We start from the raw sequence: 22,038 nt of genomic DNA on the forward strand, positions 1-22,038 counted from the left end.
ACAATCGTTTCCCATCAGCCTAATCAAATCATTATGGATTAAGCTTGAATACGTTTAAATAAATTTTTATTAATCAAAAGGAATCCCACGAAACCTATAATGTTAAAAAACAAGAAAATTAGCATCCATACGACACTTGCTTTCTTTGTCGTATGGAAAGCATAGACAATGGCCCAAATTGTAAATAAAGCCCAATATAGTGCGATTCCCACTACAAGAATTAAGATGGATACTACATAATAACCAAATGCAGACGTGTATACAAACCAATTCCCCATGCCGTTACCACCTTGATAGTATCCTGCCCATAGCCATCTTGGCGTATTAACATCTTCAGAGTACGAATAGAGAGGTTTAGAATTGTCCAAGTAATTAAGCAACTCATTCCCCTCTATACCCTTGGTATTGTAAATTTCTATTTTGTTTACTCTTTTATTGCTTTGTACAATGGATTCAACTTCTTTTTTTACTTCTTCTGTCATTGATTCGTGGTCTTGTAGACTATCAATTATCTTTTCGTTAAAGCGATGAGGAAAATCATTACTACTCAAATAATCGCGTTGATACAGGAATTGAAAAGAAAATATAACGACGATAAGTACCGTTATAGCTGCAAACAACAACCCTTTTGCAAATAACTTCTGTTTGTGATAAAGCTGAGAAATTTCGGCACGCATTTCCTGTTCTCCACCAAAACGTTCGATTGCAAGCTGAACGGCTTCTTGCTCCGATTTCCCTTCATTTTTCAATTCGTGTACGGCTTCCAGAAGGTGGCTTCTCATTTCAGCTTGTAATTCTTTTATTTCTTTTTTATTTCCACCCGTATTTTGATAGACAGAATCGACAAATGCTTCGATTTCCTTCATTTCCTATCTCCTCCCTCCAAAAATGAATCTATTATTCCTTTGATGAACTGCCATTCCAAGCGTTTTTGTTTGAATGTTTCTTCACCCAAGGGCGTCATTCTATAATATTTCCTTCTTCCTCCTGGTCCTTGATCGTCACTCCAGTAAGAAGAAATCCACTCATTTGTCTCCATCCGTTTCAATGACAAGTAAAGCGTGCCTTCTTTCAATTCAAATTGTTCTCTGCTATTTTCTCGTACTAATTTGGCAATTTCGTAACCGTACATTTCTTTGTTGTACAACAGGGAGAGTATTATTGTGTCTATATGGCCTTTTAATACCTCTTTATTAACTTCCATATCCTCACCTCCACAACATACAGAAATGTAAACTTATACAATTTATTTATAGTATAAATTACTCTATAATGCAAGGTATATAAATCTATTCATCCTCGAAGATTCCTGTTCGTTTAGCTTACTATTGGTTAAATCCATTTTTGGCACATATATTATATTTTCGACCTAGAGCCGAGACCCCCTTTTGAGAGGGAATCGACGAGAAGCAACAAAGAGCGGACACGATAACCTGTTGAACCTTTCTAGCGTTTCCTTGGCTCGCATACAGATATTCAAACCCAAGCTCCTCAAGGAATTACGCAAAAAAACTTGCCCTTATTTGTGATACGATTCTCCCCGCTGTCTGTAACAGCAAGTTTAAAAGCCATCCTTTTTGGGGTGACCTCTTCCTTCATCTCACCTTGTTCATAACGTCAGCGGAAAAAGGCCACCAATCAAGCTGGCAGCTTACAAGTGAGTAAACAAATCGTAATTTGTTTACGATTTGTTTTCAATTTTGACGATTGACGAATTTCTGTTCGAATTCCCGATTAGTTTGCTCTCCCTTTTCCTATTCATGTTGTAGTTCAGCCCGCAAATTCTTCAGAGACATGCACATCACAGGCATCTAATTCGCAATCCCCGCCTCGATCAGCTTCCAGACCGCTTCAAACTCTGCTTTGAAATCCATACGCAGCCAATTGTCTGCATAAGCTGGCGCGGAAAAATAAGAAAAAGCCATTAAAATAGCATACAGTCGCCCAACTTCCTCAATGCCACTTGCTGCCTTCAAGCTGTCCACCAAATCGCTGATGTGCCGAGCAACGACCTTCGGATTTTGATCGATATAGGCTGTATACAACTTAAACATTTCAGGCTCACGTACATAAGCTTCATATTTCGATCCACTTAATGCCCATAACCAATCGTGTACGACATCCTTCTTAGACGAGTACTTGTCCGTATCAAATGGAAACAGCTGCGCAAGTTCATGATCCAGCCACGACAACGCAAGCTCAGTCCATAACTCTTCCTTGCCTGAAAAATACTTGTAGATCGCAGCATGAGTCGTCCCGAGCTCAGAGCCTACCTTTGACAGATTGACTTTCTCCATCCCTTGTTCGATAACCATTCGATGTGCGGTTTCCATTATGAGTTCTCTGCTTAAGTTTTTCATGATTTTATTATACCGATTGACACCATAGGTTACAACTGTTGACTTTTGTAACTTAGCATTATATGCTTAGGTCGTTCACAGGTTACAAAATGAAGAAAACGTAACTAGAAAAAGGAGAGTCCTTCATGAATCTTTCAAATCGTACAATCGTCGTTACAGGCGGCACCTCAGGCATCGGTCTTTCATTCGCTTTGGAATTACTGAATCGCGGCAATAAAGTCATCGTCATTGGACGAAATCAAGCGACCCTCGATCAAGTGTCGTACAAACATAATGGGCTCATTGGGCTGCGTGGCGACGTCTCCAATGCGAACTCCGTTCGCGAAATGGCCGCAACCCTTCGTGACCACTATCCTGAAGTCTCGATTCTGTTCAACTCGGCAGGTATTATGCGCGCATTCGAATTGATGGACGATAGCCTTGATTTGGAGCGGGCTACCGCAGAGATCGAAACGAACTTAAACGGAACCATCTGGATGACGCAAGCGCTGCTCCCGCAATTGGCCAGACAAAATGAAGCTATGATCGTAACCGTAAGCTCAGGTCTTTCCTATGTCACTTCACCCCTTCATCCCGTTTATTCGGCTACAAAGGCGGGCGTGCATATGTTTACCGATGCGCTTCGAATCCAACTCAAGAAATCGAAAAAGAACATACATGTGATGGAACTTATCCCACCCCTCGTTGCGGAAACCAATCTGCTCCCTGACGGGCAAAACGACAGCATTCCCAGTATGAGTCTGGATACACTCGTAAAGCACGGGATCCAAGGGATGGAGAAAAACAAAAAGAGGGTCGTTCCGGGCTTCTCCAAACTATTGCGCTTTGCGGGTAAATACTTTCCGGACACCCTTTCGAATGCGATGGCGCGGGGCTGATGGGTTCATTTATAGTTCACTTTCATGCTATATTTACCATCACCCGACGAAAGTTCTCTGCTACCAACACTCTCACCAGCTGTCTTCCTGCATCGATAGATCTCTCAATTCGAGTTATTTAGTTGAATCTCTGGCATAAACTTACCGTTTCTTAAGATATGGTTCTCCGTCCAATCTATAACGGCAAATCTAAAGGCCATCCTCTGGAAGATGGCCTTCTCTTTGTAAACGATTTGATACTAGAATGCCCAGTCAAACCTTAGCTTGAAACTGACTGTACCATTTGGGAATCATACGTTCAAAGTTGTTATGATCATCCATTACCTTGTGGATCTTCTTCAACATGATATCGGACTCATCCGGTTTCACCTTCAGAATCCATACGATGGATGAGACTAGCATCATGGCTAGATAGAGTGAATAAAGTTGCCAGAACTCATCGTCGGGCTCATTATAATGATTGTATTCCTGGATTTGACCGACTGAAAAAGGCACACTAACCTCTGCACTAAAAATACCGACCTTCACAAATTCATGAATGGGATCTCCCCAGTCGTATCTGTTGAAATCAATGATTCCTGAAAGCTTCCCGTCCTTAACGATGAGATTGCCAATATGGTAATCATCATGTTGGAAAAGGTTCGGCCTGTCCTTCATTAAGTGCAGCTTGTCATCTATAAAGGATAACAACTTCTCTTCGTTATTTATCGCAACTCCGCATTTGGCATACTCCACTCGGTATTGATGATGCTTGGCGGCCATTCTTTCACCCCAAGACTTCATATGATCAGGACAGCTAACCTGATGGATCTTCTTTAATTCCAAGCCCGCTTGAACGCCAATGTTGAATTGCTCTTCCTCCGTTAAAAGCAGCAGCTCTTCTGATGCTTCGTTCCCCTCGATAAATGAGACAATCATGTAACCAAGTTCTTGTTCAGGAAGAGTCCCAATTTCAATAGGTCTAGAACATTTCACATCATGCTTTTCCATCAGCTGGAGTCTGCTAAATTCCAATCTCTTGTTTTTATCCTGATCAATGCTGTAGGTTCTTAGTATATATGAAGGGTGACCATTTCTATTATATACGATGTATTTGTCGTCACTTGAGTATCCCTTGTGAATTTGTTCAAGCTTCTTGCTGTGTACTAGTAGAGGGATAGAGTTCCGAAATCGTTCATACCGATTCATCGATTGACTCATGCTTAACCCTTCTTTCTCTATTTTAACAACCAAATCAAGTTCAAAATCAGATATCTATCCGATTCGTGACCGAATGCCAAGTGACTTCCCGCCCTCTAAACGCTCTTCATACTGTTAAATTTGAAAACCTTGTTTAAGCCAACATCATGCAGCTCTTTATCTTCTTCCGTAAATTGATGATTCGTGTACCGGGATAATGCTTTTCTCCAGAAACTTATTGTTTTCGAATTATTATCGGTCGGAGTCGTATAGAGCATCCAGCTCCCTCGATGCCAATTAAAAATTTCGGATACAGCATATTCGCCTATTCCCTTGCCTCTGAATGGTCTTAGTATGAATACTTCGTTTATCATAAAGTCACAATGATCTAACACATATGGAGGTGTTGCCACAAATACAAAGCCTGCTGGTACAGCATCGACTGTTATGAGGTAGGGGAATAGCACACCCTCTTTTTCCCACCAAATATCAAATACAGGTATTTGTTGTTCTAGTGTCTGATATTGCTCTTCTTCCTCGAAAACACCGTATTTATTCGGAAGCACATTGCGAATCCCTGCCAAATCATGCAAATACAACGGGTACAGATTATTGATGATAAACTTGCATTTACGTCCACACAATTGAACCGATATATGATTCATGATATCCTCCGCACTTCCTCTTTCAGGTTGTCTATCAACCAATCGATTAACATACATCAGAAAAATCCATATGAATGGTCCATTCTAAACGCCTAACCCATTCGGTTTGAACTTCTACAGGAGCATGACTGACCCTCATAAGAATATTCCAAACTTTGTGTACACAACATGCTTTCAATTGCTCTGACGAAATCGTACTGGGATAATGAGCTAGGTACTCTTTTATAAAGACGGTATTCAGTAAATGTGCTTGTCCAGAGTAATGCAGTTTGGTAAACCAACATACCCAAGCCACATCACCCAGCGGATTTCCCCATTCAGCCCACTCCCAGTCTAATACATTCACATGACGTTCAGCTTCAAACAAAACATTATGTGACCCATAATCACCATGCGTTAATACCCATTGTTCTTCGTTCAACTCAGCCTCGCTTAATATCTCCTTTGACAGCTTAGCTAGTTCATCTGGTACGTATTCCAAAACCAAATCGTCTTCCTTTAACCTAGCTAGATTACTTTGTCTTATTCCCTTGTCATTTCCATCAAATTGATGGGTATGTATTTGAAGCGCCAATAATTTACCCATACTCTTATATAATATCGTTCCTCTCTCCCAATCTTCTGAATCAAGGATAGACTGTCCGTTCCTACCATTCATATAGTCCATTAATACAATTCTCATATTAGAAATATCCAATACATCATGAATGATAGGCGTAACTCCCGACCCCTGTAAAAGCTTCAAGCCATTGATCTCATTCATCGTATCCTCATTAGATAAATGGACAACTTTAGCCACTAATAAGGGATGACTACCCTCGACTAGAAATGCAAGATTCGTGTATCCGCCAGCAAGTGGAATCAAATTCACCTTCCCAAATCTTGCTTTTAATCTTCCTGTTATTTCTTCGATCATGAACGTATGTCCTCTCACTTCCTCGGTGTTAACGGATACCCTGTACCCACTCGACTTACCTTACCATATACTGGAACGTCACGATTATCCAGTCCTTGTCAGAAAAAACCACAAATACCCTGTGGTATAAGAACGCATGTTCCGTATATAATAAGAACAAACGTTCTTATCCTGAGGAGGCGCATCATGGCATTGGTGCAATGGATCAATAAAGTCGGTTGTGTCGTTGATATGATTTATATGAGTCAAAAAGGAATCATTACGAAGCGCAGCATTCGAGTGCTCTCGGTCAAAGGGGACTATATCCGAGCCTTCTGCATCGATTCAGGGGCTCAGCGCGTCTTTCTCGCAGCGAATGTGCTGGCAGCAGAGCTGGTGAGCCGCGATGTCTCTTAACCGAGTAATCATGCTCGCGGACTGCCAATCCTTCTATGCATCCGTTGAGAAGGCTGAGCATCCCGAATACCATGATTCCCCCCTAGTCGTTGCGGGTGATCCCGAGCGCCGTTCTGGCATTATTCTCGCCGCTTGCCCCATCGCCAAGAAGTTCGGGGTAACGACCGCAGAGCGACTTGGTGACTCGCTTGCCAAGTGCCCGGACCTCGTCATTATAAAACCGCGAATGCAGCTTTATATCGATATCTCAATGCAGATTACGCAGATCTATCAAGCCTATACCGACCTCGTCGAGCCGTATTCCATCGATGAGCAGTTCCTAGACGTGACGGGATCGATTCATCTGTACGGCTCGCCGGAGAAGCTTGCGCACCATATCCAAGCCCGCATTTCATCTGATCTTGGCATCTATACGCGATTCGGCATTGCCGAGAACAAAATGCTCGCCAAAACAGCCTGCGACAACTACGCCAAAAAAAACGAGTCGGGTATTTTCGAATTAACGAAAGAAATGCTCCCTGACACACTTTGGACTTTACCCATAGCCAAAATGTTCATGGTCGGAAGCCGCATGACGAGGCATTTTCAATTCATGGGCCTGGAGACGATCGGCAAGCTCGCCGCAACGCCGCTGGAGAAGCTCAAGCTGATGCTGCGCCGCAAGCTTGGCAAGAACTCGGACATTAATGCCGAGCTTTACTGGAATATTGCGAACGGCATCGACAATAGTCCCGTCGCACCGGGCACGCATGAGATCGCGCCGAAAGCAGTCGGGCATATGATGACGCTGCCCCGCGACTATGAGACGCTAGCCGAAATCAAGGTCGTGCTGCTCGAGCTGACCGAGCTGGTCTGCCAGCGCTGCAGGGGCAAAGGCTACATGGGACATGTCGTTTCAGTTGGCCTGATGGGAGCCAATTACGATCGTCCCTCGGGCTTCAGCCGCCAGATGAAGATGGACGATCCAACCAACATTACCAATCAGGTATACTGCGCTGCCGTCCGGCTTGTGCTGACCCACTGGGATGGCTATCCAGTCCGCAAGGTCGGCGTCAGTCTGACGCAATTTTCCCAGGATGACGAATATCAGCTTTCATTGTTTGACACGAAACGAGAGAAGACGATGGCGCTGGAGAAAGCAACGGATGCCTTGAAGAAAAAGTACGGAGATGCTGTTATTTTGAGAGCCGTGTCTAATACACCCGCCGGTCAAGCGCTTCATCGCTCAGAAAAGATAGGAGGACATTATAAATGAGAAAAAAATTGGAAGGCAACGGCCTCTGGGAATCCAGCCGCATGATGCTGCCTGAGCATAAGGTCGCCATTAATGAGCTGGAGAAGGCATTGCGGCAGCGCACGCGCGTAGAGCTTGATGAGCAGGAATGGGAGCATGTGGCCCGCTCCGTCACCGATTCACTGCAGCAGCGGCAGCCGATTACACTCCGCTTGTTTCACCCGCTTGAGGAGCTGACGGTCATCGGCATTGTCGATCGGATCGATCAACTGAAAGGCAGGTTTATGGTCGATGGGGAATGGTTCTTAATTGGCGATATCGAGGGCGCAGCTATTCAGGATATTGAGGATAACGGGCTCTTTTGACAACCGGCAGCCTTAGCCCTTACACCAGGATCTAGGCTGCCGATTCCCAGCCCATGCAGCAACTACATTTCAAACGAGAGAATAATATCCGTCAGTTCATCCAGTCCCTCAATCACGGCATCTGCATCCGAAGCGGATGAGGAAGAAATATTTCTTTTCCAGATCGCTTTCATCCCGACCATTTGGCTGGCTTGCACATCATTCTGGAGATGATCTCCGACAAATATAGCCTCCTTTGCATGCACTTCAAGCTTAGATAATGCTCGGACAAAGATAGCAGGATCTGGCTTGCGAAGCCCTTCCCACTCCGAGATCAGTACCTCGTCGAACAGGGGCGCAATGCCCAACGCTTTAAAATTATCATATTGAAATTGTCCGTAGCCGTTCGAAACCAGTGCCAGCTTGAGCCCACGGCTCTTGAGCTCGGCAAGCATGCTTGAAGCATGAGGAAATGCGAGACAATATTCCTGAAAAACGTGCAAATAATCCTGTAAGAGCTCCGTCCAAGCCAAACCCACAATCGAAAATTCCTCAATAAGCTGCTGATACACGCGATCCTTCCACACATAGCCATGATTGTCGAGCTCAATAAATCGTTTCACATAATCCTCTTTCCGAGCGGCAAGCAATTCCGGAAACCGCTCATACTGTGCGCTTACAAAGGATAAGAGTGAAGTATCCCGATCGAGTAAAGTCCCATCCAAATCAAAAAGCACAGCTTTTATAGCCAAAATAATCAAATCCCTTCCTTCATGCTAAAGTAGGTATTCGATCATTTGGGAGTCATTTCCTGCTTATTTACCCGTCTCTCCCCGCTGCATAGCCAGCACCGCCAGCTCGATCTTGTTCAGCATAAGTCCATATTCGTTCGTAATTTCGAAGGAATGAGGAAGCGGGAGCTTTTCGAAATAAGACCACACCGCCTCGAGCGAGCCGAACCAATCACTGTGCTCCGGCTTCTCTAACGGTCGGTCTTTCCACGCCGCTCCGAGCTCTGGACTGTACAGCGGCTCTGCTCCCGACTTCAAGCGCCCTCCAAGCAACCGTTCCTTATAGACACTCTCGGGCGGCTGCTGGCGGACGCGAGCGAACATTTGCGGGGCATAGTCGGCTCGCGAGCCGGTATGCTTCACAGCGCCAGCAAAGCATCTAACGCCATCGTATACGCGCGGAATGCCGAACAGCATCGCATAGAGGCGCTTGCCGAATTCAATGCGTTCAGGCAATTTCTCGAATCGCTCCAGTATGAGTCCAGATAGCCGCAGCTTAGCAACATCACCGACCTTGTCGTTCTCTCCCTCACTTCCATTTACACGTCCGCTGCCATTCCCGTATGGAAATAGAACGCCGTTCAACTGCAATAGCGACTGCAGGCCAAAAAACAATGTATGCAGCACCTTTTCCTGAAAATAAGGATGCTTCACGACCCGCCCCTCGATATAATGCTGCTCATTGACAATTAAGGCAACCGTTAGCGGCACCGCATCACCATCTCGCCAAAACTGCTTCCAGACAGGTCCCATGAACACAGATACACCGAATTCCGGCAGCAAGTGAAATAAGCTTCTCCCCTCGCGACGGCTCCATTCATACAGCAGCAGCTGTGGATATGCGTCCTGAAAGATCAGAACATTCGCCCGCTCCAAGAAGCGAAAGACCGCCTCCCTTTGCTCCATATTCAGCAGCGATGGAAGCCACTCCCCTTGCAAATCGGTCATATTCCAGCCTCCGTTGCGGGATACCATATGAGCAAGCAAGGCCCAATGAAGCTCCGGCATGCGGAAATAGATGCTCCTATACGCTTCCGTTCGTGTGACATTATTACGGTTGCAGGCATCTGTTTCAGCCCGTATACGCGCTATTATAGCCAGCTCCTGTACAGTAAAGTTTGGCGGGGAAGCCGGCAGTTCAGGGAAAGAAAGCTGCTTGGACCACGCACCTTTCAGCTTCGCTGTCGTCGATGACGACAGCTGAAGCGGGACTGCGTCATTAAGCATGGCATGAGATGCGCTCATAGCCGTCCATTTGCCGGCCGCATAAGCAAGCGCAGCCGCAGGCAGCGCGAGTAACTGCCGAAACCAATACGTGATAGACCTGCGATATGTTGAATGTACTCCCTTTTGTTTTCCCAATGGCAGCGCCCCGTTTCGCATCGTTGACGAATGAGGGCTTACAATCGCCTCACTCTCTATAGATCCAGTATCTGCCAACGTATAGATCGTCATACTGTGTAAGCAACATATGCGCTGAAGCCGCTTGCCATGTATAATATAAACAAGCATAAGGAAAGGAACGATCGTCATGTGCGGAAGATATACGCTCACCGTCACGCTCGAAGAGCTGATGGTTCGATATATGATCGGAGAGACGATGGTGCCGTTTCATAGGCCTAAGTACAACATAGCGCCGAGCCAGCTCGTCTTAACCGTAATAAACGACGGAGAACGCAATCGGTTAGGCGAATTGAAATGGGGGCTCGTACCGCCATGGTCCGATAATCCGAAGGTCGGCTTCCAGATGCTCAATGCCCGTTCTGAGACAGCCGCGAGCAAGCCTGCCTTCCAAAAACCTTTGCAGCGCAAGCGTTGCCTCATTCCTGCCGATGGGTTTTATGAATGGAAGGCGACACCATCCGGGAAGCAGCCGATGCGAATTACACTAAGGAGCAAAGCCCTGTTTAGTATGGCTGGGCTATATGAGACATGGATCTCGCCGGAGGGCACGCGTCTTAACACCTGTACGATACTCACAACTGTACCGAACATGCTCGTATCACCTATACATGACCGTATGCCGGTCATTCTAAGGCCTGAAGACGAGCAGCTGTGGCTGGATCGCTCCGTGACCGACACGGCTTTGCTTATGCCGCTCCTTGTTCCGTATTCAAGCGATGAGCTCGAAGCTTATCCCGTCTCCGCCGCTGTCGGAAGCGTCAGCAATGACGAGCCTACATTAATTGAACCGCGCAAAGTGGACGAGCAGTTGGAGCTGTGGTAACTGCGAAGGAAACGATAGACTTCCTACAAAAAAAATCGCTGACCATAAACGGTCAGCGAAACATTCCCCAAAGCTTTAATAAGTGAAACGTGTTGTTGGGATCGATTTTTTGCCCCATTACGAATGCGACGATCTGATCCTCCTGCGTATCGGTAAGCTGCTCTTGCAGAATAACCCCCGCTGCTTTCACTAGCCTTCTCACCTTAGGCCGATCCTGCAAATCATACTTGGTCACATTGCCAAGCAGCTGCCTAATTTTGTCCTTCACAACCGGGTTTTTCATTTTGTATTTGATGCGCTCGACCAACTGCGGTTTAATTCCATAATTTTGGTAACTCAATGACCCGACACCTCCATCCGGCAGTCCAAACGCGTTTGTTAATCTATATGCCGAATGGAGGTCATTATTGCCTAGTCCAGCTGTTCCCCTTGAAAAAATTGATCCTGCTGAAGCACGCTGCGTACTCTTGCGAACGCTTCATTCGACCAGAAGTCGTCACGTTCAGTTAACTCTCCCGCGTCTTCCCTTGCAAGCTCAAGCACCTCATAATCTGCTACCATATCTGCTAAGCGGAATTCTGGCAAGCCGCTCTGCTTCGTGCCAAAGAAGTCCCCGGGACCGCGTATCTCAAGGTCGCGCCGCGACACCTCAAAGCCGTCATCCGTATCCGTCATGACCTCCATCCGCTCTTTCCCAGTTTCCGATTTAGGATCAGCTACCAGAATACAATGCGATTGATGCTCGCCTCGGCCAACCCGTCCGCGCAGTTGATGCAGCTGCGACAAGCCAAAACGCTCAGCATCCATAATAATCATGAGCGTTGCATTCGGAACATCAACGCCAACCTCGACGACTGTCGTCGCTACGAGCACTTGCGATTCATTAGCGCCGAAGGCTCCCATGACCGTTTCCTTCTCCGCTGCAGAGAGCCGCCCGTGAAGCAGGCCTATACGCAAATCAGGAAAAGATTGCTGGGTTTGAACATACAGGTCAATGGCATTCTGCACATCAATCTTCTCTGATTCTTCAATCAGCGGACAGATCAAATACGCTTGCCGTCCTTTGCTGACTTCCTTCCGAATAAAGCCGAGTACACGCTCCATCATACTGTGCTTCACCCAATAGGTTTTAATCGGCTTTCGTCCTTTCGGGCGCTCCCGTATCGTTGACACATCCATATCGCCGAAAGCTGTAATCGCCATCGTTCTTGGGATTGGTGTAGCCGTCATCGTAAGCACATCGGGGTTCATCCCTTTGCGGCGCAGAACACTGCGCTGGTTGACACCGAAACGGTGCTGCTCGTCCACAACGACAAGCCCCAAGCTTCGGAAAAAAACATCGTCCTGAATAAGCGCATGCGTCCCGATAACAATATCAATCAATCCCATTTGAAGCCCGGCAAGTAAATCTCTTCGTTTGCGCTCAGTCAGACTTCCCGTTAATAACGCAACCTGAATTCCGAGCGCTGAGAACATTTTGGTTAGCGAGCGCAAATGCTGGTCAGCTAAAATTTCAGTTGGCACCATTAAGGCACCTTGGTGACCCGACTTGACCGCAACATATAGCGCGATCGCCGAGACGACCGTTTTACCCGATCCGACATCGCCCTGCAGCAACCGGTTCATACAGGAGGGTCTTCGCATATCTACGCAAATTTCATTGACGACCTTCTTCTGGGCATCCGTCAGCTCGAAAGGCAGCGTCGCAGCGAATTGCCGTATCGTCTCACTTTCGATGCGATGTGCAATACCGTCATTACGTTTGCGATTAATCGCTCTGTAAGCCTGCAGCTTTAATTGGAACAAGAAAAGCTCCTCGTAGACGAGTCTTCTGCGGGCCTCCTGGCCAGCCTTCGTATCGTCAGGTAGATGAATGCGCTCAACCGCTTCGCGCCGAGCCATCAGCCCATGCTTGCGAACAAGCTCCTGAGGCAACATTTCTTCGATCATAGTCCCATATTGGGTTAACGCTTGCCGTATCGTCTTGCGCATCCACGGCTGCGTAATAGCCCCGCCGACCGAGTAAACAGGCTGCAGCGTGCCTGTCTTCGCAGCTCCGCCGCTGCCTGGAAACTCAGAATCCGAAATCGTCATTTGCAGGCGCTGCTGTTCCCATTTGCCTGTAAGCATAATCTCGCGGCCAATCGTCAACTGATCCTGCAGGAAATGGCGATTAAACCATACAGCTGTTACGAGCCACTGACCAACCTCCACTTTACAGGTCAATCTTGACTTGCTTTTTCCATAGCGCTGCAGCATAGGGATGCCTCGAACATGTCCGAGCACCGTAACCTTCTCGCCTTCCTTCACGTCGGTGAGCTCGCGAATACGGTAATCCTCATAACGGAAGGGGAAGTAGTCGAGTAGGTCTGCAACGGTTTTCACGCCAAAGGCGTGAAGCTCCACTTCCTTGGGAGCACTCACGCCTTTGATTTGCCGAACAATCATTTGGTCCAGCGTCATCATCTATCACATCCTGTACATAAACACAGCTGAAGCACCTGGTCCGGTATGTGTGCCAATAACTGCGCCAATGGTCGTCCAGCCCGTTTCTTGAACATTGAACTCGGATTTAATCAGCGCACAAAGATCATCGGCTGTATCTTTTTTGAAGCTATAGGCTATCGTCATTCCCACAGGCTCGTCTCCATAGGTTTGTTTCAGAAGTTCAACAATCCGTGACATTGCTTTCTTCGAACCGCGAATCTTATCCACCGCAAGCACGACGCCATCGGAGTCTAAGGATAATATCGGCTTAATGTTAAGAATGGAACCAATCAGCGCAGAAGCCTTGCCAATTCGCCCACCCTTCTGCAAATATTCCAATGTATCTACTAAAAAGTATAACTGCGTATCGCGCTCACGCTGCTGGATGGCCTCGATAATACGTTCTTTGGACTCTCCCGCTTGCGCCATTTCGGCTGCCTTGACCACACGCATCCCGAACCCGTAAGAAGCAGAGCGCGAGTCTATAATCGTAATATCCGATTGCTCTTCCAGCATGGAATGGGCAATCGTCGCTGATTGGTATGTCCCACTGAGCGCCGCCGATAAATGAATCGAAATAATAGGCGAATCCGCGTCTTCCGCTATCAATCTCGTATATACATCAGAGAATTCGTTTGGTGAAGGCTGAGACGTAGTAGGAAGCACGGCAGATTGCGCAAGCTTCTCGTAGAAATTATCCGACTTGATCGTAACCGCGTCCAGAAACGTCTCTTCGCCAAACAGTACTTTCAGCGGGACCATAGAGATCCCGAGCCGCTCCCTCACATCTGCAGGAATATCAGCCGTACTGTCCGTTACGATTCGGACTTTCCCCATAATCAATTCCTCCTAATCTTATACCCACTACAAGCTTATTCCAATGCAAAAACATAAGGATACAGCGGTTGCCCGCCCTTATGTACTTCAAGCTCCAGCTCTGGGTATTGTTCACCAATCCACTCGCAAAGCGAAGCCGTTTCAGCTGCATCAGCTTCCTCGCCGGATAAGATCGTGAGCAAATCTCCGCCTGCGTCTAGCATGCTGGCCACTAGACCTTGACAAGCCTCCTGCAGCGCGGCTTTCGATACGACGATCGTCTTTTCTTTGATGCCGATATAATCGCCTTCACGAATGTCAACGCCTTCAATCGTCGTATCACGGACAGCCTTCGTCACTTGCCCCGAAACGACCTGCTCCGCAGCATTCTTCATCCAGACGCTGTTGCGCTCGGCTGTTTCCTCTTCTTTGAATGCGAGTACCGCTGCTAAGCCTTGCGGAATGGTACGCGTCGGTATGATGGTGACACTGCGCTCACTCAGTTCGGCAGCCTGCTCCGCGGCTAATATAATATTTCCGTTATTCGGAAGAATATAAATATGCTCTGCTGACAGCGCTTCGATCGCTTTCACGAAATCCTCTGTACTCGGATTCATCGTTTGTCCGCCGGATAATACCGTATCCACTTCATTCTCTAAGAAGATATCGGCAATGCCTTCGCCTAATGCGACTGCAATGATACCGAAAGGTGCTGTTTCGAATACTTGTCCCGGAGGGACCCCTTGTACGCCTTCGCCTGCGAGCAGCTCGGCTGCTGAATAATCCGCAGTGCCGCTGCCTGCTTGCTCATGCTCAAGCAAATCACGATGCTGCTCGCGCATGTTCAGAATATGAATATCCGTCAATTCACCATACGGCAACGATAGATTCAGTACATCCCCGGGCTTGCGTGAGTGCACATGAACCTTAATGATATCGTCTTCTGCTATAACCAGAATGGAATCTCCGTCTTTGCTAAGGGCACGTTTGTAAGCGGATTCATCAAAAAACGCTCCGGCTTGCCCTTTGAGCTTGCGATTAATGAAAAACTCCATGTCATATAGAAACTCAATCTCTTCTGTTGAGAGACGCGATTGTGCAGAGAGCTGTTCCGGTTTGCGAACAGAAGGTGGAGACGTTGGCACTGCTACCTGTTCTGGAGGTGCTGCTTCTGAGCCAATATCATACGTATCAAGCTGTCCGTCAACCTCCAATAGGCTTCGCAAGAATCCTTCATAAATGAACACAAGGCCTTGTCCGCCAGAATCGACAACACCAACCTGCTTCAGCACCGGCAATAAATCCGGTGTGCGCTGCAGCGCGTCGTATGCCTTCTGATGAACTTCATGCATAAGCTCTACCACGTCATTCGTTCTGCGAGCGTACTGCACGGCATGCCGAGCAGCTTCCTTCGCAACAGTAAGGATCGTTCCTTCTACCGGTTTCACGACAGCTTTATAAGCGAGGTCAACACCGTACTGCAAAGCGGCGGCAAGCTGTACCGTTCCTGCCTCTTCAAGACCGCTCAGCGATCTGGAGAAGCCGCGGAACAGCTGTGACAGAATAACGCCGGAGTTTCCACGTGCACCCATGAGCAGCCCTTTGGATAAAGCTTCTGTCGCTTTCCCAATGCTGTTAGAAGGCTTGCTGCGGAGCTCACGTACGCCTGAGGACATCGTCAAATTCATGTTTGTTCCCGTGTCCCCGTCCGGCACTGGAAACACATTCAATGCGTTAACATGCTCCGCGTTACGCTGCAAATAGTCCGCGCCGAGCAGTGCCATTGCGGCAAAATCAGATCCGTTTATAAAGCGCTTACTCAACGATATTTCCCTCCCTGTTACTTAAGTACCCTGACATCCTGCACAATTATATGGACTTCTTCCACTTGTAGGCCAATCACGTCATTCAGCACATACTTTACTTTGGATTGAATATTATGCGCTACCTCGGAAATTTTTGTTCCATAGCTTACGATGATGTAGAGATCAATATGCAGTTTTTCATTTACCCGTCGAACTTCAACGCCTCGAGTTAAATTGTCACGTCCGAGCAGCTCGGCAATTCCGTCCTTCAGCTGTTTGCGTGAAGCCATCCCGACAAGTCCATAACAATCCATGGCCGCAGAGCCGGCAATAATGGCTATGCAGTGGTCTGAGACATGGATGGTACCAAGTTCGGTGCTTAGCTGCATTGGCATGGAAATTCACTCCCTTACTGTATCTATTATGGACTAAGTACCATTGTACTATAAACGGCACCTTTATAGAAGTCCGAACCAAAAAACCAGTGTTTCCGCGGCATACAGCTTCTAATTGGACCTTATGCAGTGACATGTCCGTAGATTTAGGTTGAATAGCAACAATGTTTATGATACGATATTCAAGTGTGTTTAAATGTTATTTGTCTCACGAATGAAATTTTCCTCACGCATACCGAGCCATATTTATGGAATCAGTTTTGCTCATGCAGTATTTAAAGGAGGTGTAGTCATGTCCCGCAAATGTTTTCTTACAGGTAAAGCACCTGGTTCAGGTAACAACGTTTCCCACGCAAACAACAAAACTCGTCGTTCTTGGGGCGTAAACGTGCAAAAGGTTCGCATTTTGGTTGACGGTAAACCGAAACGTGTTTATGTCAGCACTCGCGCACTTAAATCCGGTAAAGTTACCCGCGTATAATCATGGCTTCGGCCATAGACAAAAGCACCTGAGCTCTCAGGTGCTTTTCTTTTGCTTTTACACGATCACGGCCGAAGGGTGTCCTGCAGCATCTGACCTAATTTTTTTGGAAGGTATTCAAAATCGCCTTTACGAATCCGCCCAAAAATTTAGGCAGTTTGATTGTATAAAATTTCATGCCTCATCCCTCCTCAGACACGCTCATCGAATTTATCCGTGACAACATTGCTACGCTCATGTAAACATCCTATGCGTCGTCAGTTTGTCCTATTCCATCGAGAGCCTGAGGTAAGAGCCTATTAAGCGCCTGTTAATACATCTGGATTGTCTCTTAAAAAGATAAAAGCAGAAGCAATAACAGCGAACAATAAATAAATGATTATGGCTAGCACAAAAAACGTAATCCGCAAACTAAGCTTTTCAAATTTCCGGAAAAACAGAATGCCTATGTACAAAGCCAGTAATGCAAAGAGATAACGAAATAAATCCTCAATCAGAGAAAATACTGTAAGCATAAGCCCCGCTGCTGAAGAATAGAAAAGCAGCCAGAACGCCGTTTTTAACCGCTCATTCATGCTTCCATCCTCTAGCGCAATACAGCTATAGCTGCTGCCCGATCTTGCTCTGCGAACACGGCATTACCAGCCACCAGCACGTCCGCACCAGCCTCGCGAATAGCCGCTGCAGTCGATTTATTAACCCCGCCGTCTACCTGAACAAAGACCTTATCCAGTCCCTGCTCTTCAAGCATCGCACGTACTTGGCGCAATTTCACTAATGAATAAGGAATGAACTGCTGCCCGCCGAAGCCTGGATTAACAGTCATAATAAGCACAAGATCAAGATCATGAAGGATCGGCTCAAGAATAGATACAGGTGTAGCTGGGTTGATCGCAACACCCGCCGGCAAACCCTTTTCCTTGATATAGTGAATCGTTCTATGCAAATGCACGCAGGCTTCCGCATGAATCGTAATACGATCCGCGCCTGCCGCGATATAATCAGCTATTGAAAGTTCTGGACGCTCGATCATCAAATGCACATCGAACGGCAGCTTCGTTGCTGAACGAATAGCAGAAATAACAGGCGGTCCAAAGGTCAGGTTTGGGACAAAGTGACCGTCCATTACATCAATGTGAATCCAATCTGCCCCTGCCGCTTCAACGGCTTGGACTTCCTCGCCAAGCCTTGCAAAATTTGCCGATAGTATAGAAGGTGCAATAATGGTCATAGTCGTTAGTACCTCCGTTTTTTGTCTTTCATTTCCGCTAGAAAGAGCAAATAATGCTCATGTCTGCTTTTCTCAATTTCACCGCTAGCTACCGCAGCAAGTACGGCGCAGCCCGGCTCATGCACATGGGTACAGCCGCGAAACTTACAGTTTGGTGAAAGCTCGCGCATCTCGATAAAGCAATAGCCCAAATCCTCGATACCTAGCTCTTGGAAATCCAGCTGGCTGAAACCTGGCGTATCTGCAACCAGTCCGCCGCCAATTTCAATCAGCTCTACATGCCTAGTCGTATGCTTGCCGCGTCCCAGTCGATTGCTAATCGCATTCGTTTCCAACTGCAAGCCCGGAACAATCGCGTTAAGCAGCGATGATTTCCCAACGCCAGACTGACCAGCAAATACGGCAAGATGTCCCTGCAGTCGCTCTTGGAATGGCGAAATACCCTCGCCTAGAACAGAGCTCGTCCCATAAACTTCATAGCCCAGAGGGCGGTATATACGATTTACTGCGACTGCAGCAGCTTTTGCTTCTTCCGTTTCCAAGCCTTCACTCGCTAGGTCCTGCTTACTCAAACAGAGCACAGCAGGAATGCCGGCATGCTCGATATGGACAAGAAACTTATCCAGCAGCTGTAGATTAAGCGCAGGCTCCGTGACGGAGAAGACAAGAATGGCTAGATCAATATTCGCCACGGGTGGACGAATGAGCTCCGAAGAACGGGGAAGAAGCTCCTCGACAGTGCCCTCTCCGTTCTCCGTTAGGCTGTACATCACCAGGTCCCCGACAAGCGGCGTTAATCCTTTATTTTTGAACACGCCGCGTCCCCTGCATTGAATCGTTGCAGAATCCGATGCCGTATTCTCTGCTCGCACATAATAGTAGCCGCTCAAGGCTTTGACAATCGTGCCTTTAAGATGATTTTCTTTACTATTGTGGCTGGTATTAGGGTTGCTGCTCTGACTGCTCTTGTTGTTGTTCTTGCTGTTCTTGCTGCTCTTCTTCAATTGGCTCATCGCTTTCGGTAACCTCCGCTTGTGCCGGTACTTCAGTCGGCTGCACTTCTTCACCCGGAATGATCAGGGTGGATGAATTCGAACCTTTTAATAGCTCATCATAGGTTATCGTTTTCGTATCGATAAACTGGTTATCGCGGTAAACGGTCACTCTTGCTTCGGTATCAGGTGCAACGATTACAGTGACAGGGAACGTTTGCATCGTCGTGATTTGGCGTTTGCCCCACTCCATATTCTCGCCTTGAGCATCTGAATAAACAATTCGAATCTCACTCGTTTTGCCTGCTTCTGCAGGTGAAATAGAAATATTAAACTTATGCTCCTTCGCGTCCGCAGGCGGCCCAGAACTTACTCGAATGGACACCTTGGAGCCTTTAGACACCTGATCCTTTGGTTTAAAAGGATCTTGGCTGATGACATAATTTTTCTGGTGTACATAACTTGGCTCATACAGGATATCCCCATCATCCAATGTCAGCTCGTACGCCTTGATAAGATCCTTCGCTTCATCCAGGCTTGTGCCAATCAGATTCGGCATCGGAACGGTCTCGCGGCCTTTGCTGACCATGAAGGAGAATTCCACCGATTCTGGATTGTACTCCTCACCCGGCTTCGGCGACTGCTGGATAACCGTATCCGGAGCTTCCTCACTGAACACCGATTCAATCGTAATCTGATCCTCAGTGATGCCTAACGCTCCAAGCTCGTCAATCGCGGTCTGTAGTGCTTTCCCTACATAATTCCCGAGTTCCTCTAGTTCAGGCCCATCACTAACCGTAATTTGAATAAACGAACCTTCCTTGACTCTCATATTCATCTTCGATTGACTTAACACCTGATCTTTTGGAATTTCCTTGTTGTGCTCATGGACAACAGGATCCTCTATTTTGAGGCCCGCGGTCTCTATCATTTGCCTTGCCTCGGCCTCCGTCTTGCCAACAACATACGGTACATCAACCTCTGCTACATCTAGAACACCAAGCAGCCAAATAAATCCGCCGATAAAGAGCCCGAGGATCAGAAGTGTAATGCCTACGACAGTCAAAGGCTTTTTCCAGCCTTTAGGCTTCTCGGCAATTTCTTTGACAGCTTTCACTTCAGGGTCTGCAGCAGCCTTGCGATCTCGTTCTGTAGAGTCAGGCGTTCTCACATCCCCTCTAATAGCAGGCATGACGCGTGTCTCCTCCATGTCATTGACATGAATGAACGTCACTTTAGGCTCCTTCAGCCGCTCAGGACGAAGGCAGGTGTCTAGATCAAGCAGCATTTCATGTGCGGACGCATAACGCTCGCTCGGATTTTTCCGCATCGCCTTCAGGATTACATTCTCCACGCTTTGCGGGATATGAGGATTAACGACGCGCGGCTCCTCGAAGGTTTCCTGCAAATGCTTCAAGGCTACACTAATCGGGCTTTCGCCCAGAAACGGAAGCTTCGCTGTCAGCATTTGGTAGAGCACAATTCCAAGCGAGTATAGATCAGACTTCTCTCCCGTATTAACACCCTTGGCGTGCTCTGGTGAGAAGTAGTGAACAGACCCGAGTACCGATCCGGTCTGTGTAATCGTCGATGATGTAACCGCGCGGGCAATCCCGAAATCAGTTACTTTCACCCGTCCGTTTTTACCGATTAATATATTATGAGGCTTGATATCACGGTGTATAATATGATTCTGATGCGCATGATCCAGAGCATCAGCAATTTGCATGGCAATACGCACCGCTTCATCTGGCTGCAAGGGCGCACGTTCTTGTATGATTTCGTTTAAATTATGGCCTTCAATATACTCCATGACAATATAATGTGTGTCATCTTCTTGTCCTACGTCATAAATACTTACGACATTCGGATGAGACAACGCAGCTGCCGACTGCGCCTCACGACGAAATCTTCGAATAAACTCCTCGTCATGAACAAATTGCTGGCGCAAAACCTTTACCGCAACCTTGCGATTCAGCAGCACATCATGCGCCTTATAGACAAGCGCCATCCCGCCTCCGCCGATTCGCGTCAATATTTCGTATCGACCGCCTAAATCCTGTCCGATCATCCTAGTCACTCCCCTCGATTCGTGCCGGCTGCTTCTTGAAGAAGAACGACCGTAATATTGTCGTCCCCGCCAGCATGCAGCGCAAGCTGAATGAGTTGATCAGCTTTGGCATCCAGCTCTAGATGCTCAGTCGTGACCGTTTGCAGCATTTGCTGCTCGCTAACCAAATTTGATAATCCATCGCTGCATAGCAGCAGGACATCATGCGAAGACCATTCTACGGACTGTATTTCGATCTCCACATTCGAATCTGTTCCAACCGCGCGTGTCAACACATTGCGGCGCGGGTGATGAGCAGCCTCTTCCGCACTTAACTGCCCAGATTTGACCAATTCATTAACTAGCGTATGATCATTCGTAATTTGTGTAATAACGCCTTCTTTAATTTTATATGCACGGCTGTCGCCAACATGTCCAATTATCGCATTATCTTGGTTGACAAGCGCCGCAACAATAGTCGTACCCATATTATGATACGACTCATTGCGGGAAGCGAGCTCGAAAACTGCTTCATTGGCTTGTGAGATCGCTTGGCGAATAAGCATTTTGCCTTCTTGTACAGACAAATGAGCTTTCGCAGCGCTCTGCTCCAGCATGCTGCGGAACGCGTCAACAGCCTTTTGACTAGCCACGTCCCCAGCCTGATGGCCGCCCATGCCATCGGCAACGATGGCAAGGGTAACCCCATTATTCAATTGACTAACCCATGATTGATCTTCATTCACATGACGAACCCGTCCGATATCACTGCGGTTTGCCGTTAACAATCA

At 47.2% G+C, this 22,038-nt stretch carries 25 protein-coding genes; 6 read left to right on the top strand and 19 right to left on the bottom strand.

All coding sequences use genetic code 11. The annotated features are described in order from the left end of the window. Positions 1-38: 38 nt before the first annotated feature. The 3 genes from FGT79_RS31795 to FGT79_RS05065 all read right to left on the bottom strand — a co-directional run bounded on the left by FGT79_RS31795 (position 39) and on the right by FGT79_RS05065 (position 2,333). Positions 39-866 (bottom strand): permease prefix domain 1-containing protein, encoded by an 828-nt coding sequence (locus FGT79_RS31795; RefSeq protein WP_246096155.1) that lies wholly within the window; start codon positions 864-866, stop codon positions 39-41. Beyond that, on the bottom strand, positions 863-1,204 hold the full coding sequence (locus FGT79_RS05060; RefSeq protein WP_138751659.1) for a PadR family transcriptional regulator: 342 nt from the start codon (positions 1,202-1,204) through the stop codon (positions 863-865). Before FGT79_RS05060 ends, FGT79_RS31795 begins: the two co-directional genes overlap by 4 nt. A gap of 607 nt (positions 1,205-1,811) precedes the next feature. After that, positions 1,812-2,333, bottom strand: coding sequence for a TetR/AcrR family transcriptional regulator (locus FGT79_RS05065; protein ID WP_138751660.1), 522 nt, complete (start codon positions 2,331-2,333; stop codon positions 1,812-1,814). Between the two features lie 152 nt (positions 2,334-2,485). On the opposite strand from FGT79_RS05065, the gene FGT79_RS05070 reads away from it, so the two are divergent. After that, positions 2,486-3,238: an SDR family oxidoreductase gene (locus FGT79_RS05070; protein WP_138751661.1), complete on the top strand. Its 753-nt coding sequence runs from the start codon at positions 2,486-2,488 to the stop codon at positions 3,236-3,238. Positions 3,239-3,490: 252 nt separating this feature from the next. Here the strand turns inward: FGT79_RS05070 and FGT79_RS05075 are convergent, their stop codons facing one another. The 3 genes from FGT79_RS05075 to FGT79_RS05085 all read right to left on the bottom strand — a co-directional run bounded on the left by FGT79_RS05075 (position 3,491) and on the right by FGT79_RS05085 (position 5,998). Further along, positions 3,491-4,438, bottom strand: a complete 948-nt coding sequence (locus FGT79_RS05075) for an aminoglycoside phosphotransferase family protein (protein ID WP_138751662.1) — start codon at positions 4,436-4,438, stop codon at positions 3,491-3,493. Positions 4,439-4,533: 95 nt separating this feature from the next. Next, positions 4,534-5,082 (bottom strand): GNAT family N-acetyltransferase, encoded by a 549-nt coding sequence (locus FGT79_RS05080; protein WP_138751663.1) that lies wholly within the window; start codon positions 5,080-5,082, stop codon positions 4,534-4,536. Positions 5,083-5,128: 46 nt separating this feature from the next. Further along, positions 5,129-5,998 carry an aminoglycoside phosphotransferase family protein gene (locus tag FGT79_RS05085; RefSeq protein ID WP_138751664.1) on the bottom strand — a complete coding sequence of 290 codons (870 nt, stop codon included), beginning with the start codon at positions 5,996-5,998 and terminating at the stop codon, positions 5,129-5,131. 186 nt (positions 5,999-6,184) lie between these two features. On the opposite strand from FGT79_RS05085, the gene FGT79_RS05090 reads away from it, so the two are divergent. Genes FGT79_RS05090 through FGT79_RS05100 form a run of 3 tightly spaced genes read left to right on the top strand, consistent with a single transcriptional unit; the run spans position 6,185 to position 7,993 of the window. Beyond that, entirely contained in the window at positions 6,185-6,394 is a 210-nt protein-coding gene (locus FGT79_RS05090; protein ID WP_138751665.1) for a hypothetical protein, read from the top strand. After that, positions 6,384-7,649 (top strand): DNA polymerase IV, encoded by a 1,266-nt coding sequence (locus FGT79_RS05095; protein WP_138751666.1) that lies wholly within the window; start codon positions 6,384-6,386, stop codon positions 7,647-7,649. Before FGT79_RS05090 ends, FGT79_RS05095 begins: the two co-directional genes overlap by 11 nt. Next, a complete protein-coding gene (locus FGT79_RS05100; protein ID WP_138751667.1) occupies positions 7,646-7,993 on the top strand; it encodes a YolD-like family protein in 348 nt (115 codons plus the stop codon). Before FGT79_RS05095 ends, FGT79_RS05100 begins: the two co-directional genes overlap by 4 nt. 62 nt (positions 7,994-8,055) lie before the next feature. On the opposite strand, the gene FGT79_RS05105 is transcribed toward FGT79_RS05100, so the two are convergent. Both FGT79_RS05105 and FGT79_RS05110 read right to left on the bottom strand, forming a co-directional pair. Further along, positions 8,056-8,724: an HAD family hydrolase gene (locus FGT79_RS05105; protein ID WP_138751668.1), complete on the bottom strand. Its 669-nt coding sequence runs from the start codon at positions 8,722-8,724 to the stop codon at positions 8,056-8,058. 63 nt (positions 8,725-8,787) lie between these two features. Continuing rightward, a complete protein-coding gene (locus FGT79_RS05110; protein WP_246096157.1) occupies positions 8,788-10,125 on the bottom strand; it encodes a DUF2515 domain-containing protein in 1,338 nt (445 codons plus the stop codon). Between the two features lie 169 nt (positions 10,126-10,294). Here FGT79_RS05110 and FGT79_RS05115 point away from each other — a divergent pair, with 169 nt between their 5' ends. After that, a complete protein-coding gene (locus FGT79_RS05115; protein WP_138751669.1) occupies positions 10,295-10,990 on the top strand; it encodes an SOS response-associated peptidase in 696 nt (231 codons plus the stop codon). A 52-nt stretch (positions 10,991-11,042) separates the two neighbouring features. Here FGT79_RS05115 and FGT79_RS05120 read toward each other — a convergent pair whose 3' ends face one another. The 5 genes from FGT79_RS05120 to FGT79_RS05140 form a co-directional block, all read right to left on the bottom strand. Further along, positions 11,043-11,330, bottom strand: a complete 288-nt coding sequence (locus FGT79_RS05120; protein WP_138751670.1) for a stage VI sporulation protein F — start codon at positions 11,328-11,330, stop codon at positions 11,043-11,045. Positions 11,331-11,401: 71 nt separating this feature from the next. Next, the gene (gene recG / locus FGT79_RS05125; protein ID WP_138752933.1) at positions 11,402-13,453 is read right to left on the bottom strand and encodes an ATP-dependent DNA helicase RecG; all 2,052 of its coding nucleotides are present in this window, start codon (positions 13,451-13,453) and stop codon (positions 11,402-11,404) included. A gap of 6 nt (positions 13,454-13,459) precedes the next feature. Continuing rightward, positions 13,460-14,314, bottom strand: a complete 855-nt coding sequence (locus FGT79_RS05130; RefSeq protein ID WP_138751671.1) for a DegV family protein — start codon at positions 14,312-14,314, stop codon at positions 13,460-13,462. A gap of 35 nt (positions 14,315-14,349) precedes the next feature. Continuing rightward, a complete protein-coding gene (locus FGT79_RS05135; RefSeq protein ID WP_138752934.1) occupies positions 14,350-16,077 on the bottom strand; it encodes a DAK2 domain-containing protein in 1,728 nt (575 codons plus the stop codon). A gap of 56 nt (positions 16,078-16,133) precedes the next feature. Beyond that, a complete protein-coding gene (locus FGT79_RS05140; protein WP_138751672.1) occupies positions 16,134-16,493 on the bottom strand; it encodes an Asp23/Gls24 family envelope stress response protein in 360 nt (119 codons plus the stop codon). Between the two features lie 292 nt (positions 16,494-16,785). On the opposite strand from FGT79_RS05140, the gene rpmB reads away from it, so the two are divergent. Then, positions 16,786-16,974: a 50S ribosomal protein L28 gene (rpmB, locus tag FGT79_RS05145; protein WP_102712305.1), complete on the top strand. Its 189-nt coding sequence runs from the start codon at positions 16,786-16,788 to the stop codon at positions 16,972-16,974. 97 nt (positions 16,975-17,071) lie between these two features. Here the strand turns inward: rpmB and spoVM are convergent, their stop codons facing one another. The 6 genes from spoVM to FGT79_RS05175 form a co-directional block, all read right to left on the bottom strand. Then, positions 17,072-17,152 carry a stage V sporulation protein SpoVM gene (gene spoVM, locus FGT79_RS05150; RefSeq protein ID WP_010345573.1) on the bottom strand — a complete coding sequence of 27 codons (81 nt, stop codon included), beginning with the start codon at positions 17,150-17,152 and terminating at the stop codon, positions 17,072-17,074. A gap of 121 nt (positions 17,153-17,273) precedes the next feature. Then, the gene (locus FGT79_RS05155; RefSeq protein WP_138751673.1) at positions 17,274-17,549 is read right to left on the bottom strand and encodes a hypothetical protein; all 276 of its coding nucleotides are present in this window, start codon (positions 17,547-17,549) and stop codon (positions 17,274-17,276) included. A gap of 11 nt (positions 17,550-17,560) precedes the next feature. Continuing rightward, the gene (rpe, locus tag FGT79_RS05160) at positions 17,561-18,205 is read right to left on the bottom strand and encodes a ribulose-phosphate 3-epimerase (RefSeq protein ID WP_138751674.1); all 645 of its coding nucleotides are present in this window, start codon (positions 18,203-18,205) and stop codon (positions 17,561-17,563) included. A gap of 5 nt (positions 18,206-18,210) precedes the next feature. Then, positions 18,211-19,218 carry a ribosome small subunit-dependent GTPase A gene (gene rsgA / locus FGT79_RS05165; RefSeq protein WP_138751675.1) on the bottom strand — a complete coding sequence of 336 codons (1,008 nt, stop codon included), beginning with the start codon at positions 19,216-19,218 and terminating at the stop codon, positions 18,211-18,213. Next, positions 19,148-21,268, bottom strand: a complete 2,121-nt coding sequence (gene pknB, locus FGT79_RS05170; protein ID WP_138751676.1) for a Stk1 family PASTA domain-containing Ser/Thr kinase — start codon at positions 21,266-21,268, stop codon at positions 19,148-19,150. Before pknB ends, rsgA begins: the two co-directional genes overlap by 71 nt. Positions 21,269-21,273: 5 nt before the next feature. Beyond that, positions 21,274-22,035, bottom strand: coding sequence for a Stp1/IreP family PP2C-type Ser/Thr phosphatase (locus tag FGT79_RS05175; protein WP_138751677.1), 762 nt, complete (start codon positions 22,033-22,035; stop codon positions 21,274-21,276). Between the last annotated feature and the right edge of the window lie 3 nt (positions 22,036-22,038).

It is taken from the genome of Paenibacillus sinopodophylli (assembly GCF_005930355.1).
GTDB classification, from domain to species: domain Bacteria; phylum Bacillota; class Bacilli; order Paenibacillales; family Paenibacillaceae; genus Pristimantibacillus; species Pristimantibacillus sinopodophylli.

Bases quoted from the DNA above. Each gene is read 5' to 3' on its own strand.
- FGT79_RS31795 (WP_246096155.1), bottom strand. From the start codon at position 866: ATGAAGGAAATCGAAGCATTTGTCGATTCTGTCTATCAAAATACGGGT.
- FGT79_RS05060 (WP_138751659.1), bottom strand. From the start codon at position 1,204: ATGGAAGTTAATAAAGAGGTATTAAAAGGCCATATAGACACAATAATA.
- FGT79_RS05065 (WP_138751660.1), bottom strand. From the start codon at position 2,333: ATGGAAACCGCACATCGAATGGTTATCGAACAAGGGATGGAGAAAGTC.
- FGT79_RS05070 (WP_138751661.1), top strand. From the start codon at position 2,486: ATGAATCTTTCAAATCGTACAATCGTCGTTACAGGCGGCACCTCAGGC.
- FGT79_RS05075 (WP_138751662.1), bottom strand. From the start codon at position 4,438: ATGAGTCAATCGATGAATCGGTATGAACGATTTCGGAACTCTATCCCT.
- FGT79_RS05080 (WP_138751663.1), bottom strand. From the start codon at position 5,082: ATGAATCATATATCGGTTCAATTGTGTGGACGTAAATGCAAGTTTATC.
- FGT79_RS05085 (WP_138751664.1), bottom strand. From the start codon at position 5,998: ATGATCGAAGAAATAACAGGAAGATTAAAAGCAAGATTTGGGAAGGTG.
- FGT79_RS05090 (WP_138751665.1), top strand. From the start codon at position 6,185: ATGGCATTGGTGCAATGGATCAATAAAGTCGGTTGTGTCGTTGATATG.
- FGT79_RS05095 (WP_138751666.1), top strand. From the start codon at position 6,384: ATGTCTCTTAACCGAGTAATCATGCTCGCGGACTGCCAATCCTTCTAT.
- FGT79_RS05100 (WP_138751667.1), top strand. From the start codon at position 7,646: ATGAGAAAAAAATTGGAAGGCAACGGCCTCTGGGAATCCAGCCGCATG.
- FGT79_RS05115 (WP_138751669.1), top strand. From the start codon at position 10,295: ATGTGCGGAAGATATACGCTCACCGTCACGCTCGAAGAGCTGATGGTT.
- recG (WP_138752933.1), bottom strand. From the start codon at position 13,453: ATGACGCTGGACCAAATGATTGTTCGGCAAATCAAAGGCGTGAGTGCT.
- FGT79_RS05130 (WP_138751671.1), bottom strand. From the start codon at position 14,314: ATGGGGAAAGTCCGAATCGTAACGGACAGTACGGCTGATATTCCTGCA.
- FGT79_RS05135 (WP_138752934.1), bottom strand. From the start codon at position 16,077: ATGGCACTGCTCGGCGCGGACTATTTGCAGCGTAACGCGGAGCATGTT.
- FGT79_RS05140 (WP_138751672.1), bottom strand. From the start codon at position 16,493: ATGCCAATGCAGCTAAGCACCGAACTTGGTACCATCCATGTCTCAGAC.
- rpmB (WP_102712305.1), top strand. From the start codon at position 16,786: ATGTCCCGCAAATGTTTTCTTACAGGTAAAGCACCTGGTTCAGGTAAC.
- spoVM (WP_010345573.1), bottom strand. From the start codon at position 17,152: ATGAAATTTTATACAATCAAACTGCCTAAATTTTTGGGCGGATTCGTA.
- FGT79_RS05155 (WP_138751673.1), bottom strand. From the start codon at position 17,549: ATGAATGAGCGGTTAAAAACGGCGTTCTGGCTGCTTTTCTATTCTTCA.
- rpe (WP_138751674.1), bottom strand. From the start codon at position 18,205: ATGACCATTATTGCACCTTCTATACTATCGGCAAATTTTGCAAGGCTT.
- rsgA (WP_138751675.1), bottom strand. From the start codon at position 19,218: ATGAGCCAATTGAAGAAGAGCAGCAAGAACAGCAAGAACAACAACAAG.
- pknB (WP_138751676.1), bottom strand. From the start codon at position 21,268: ATGATCGGACAGGATTTAGGCGGTCGATACGAAATATTGACGCGAATC.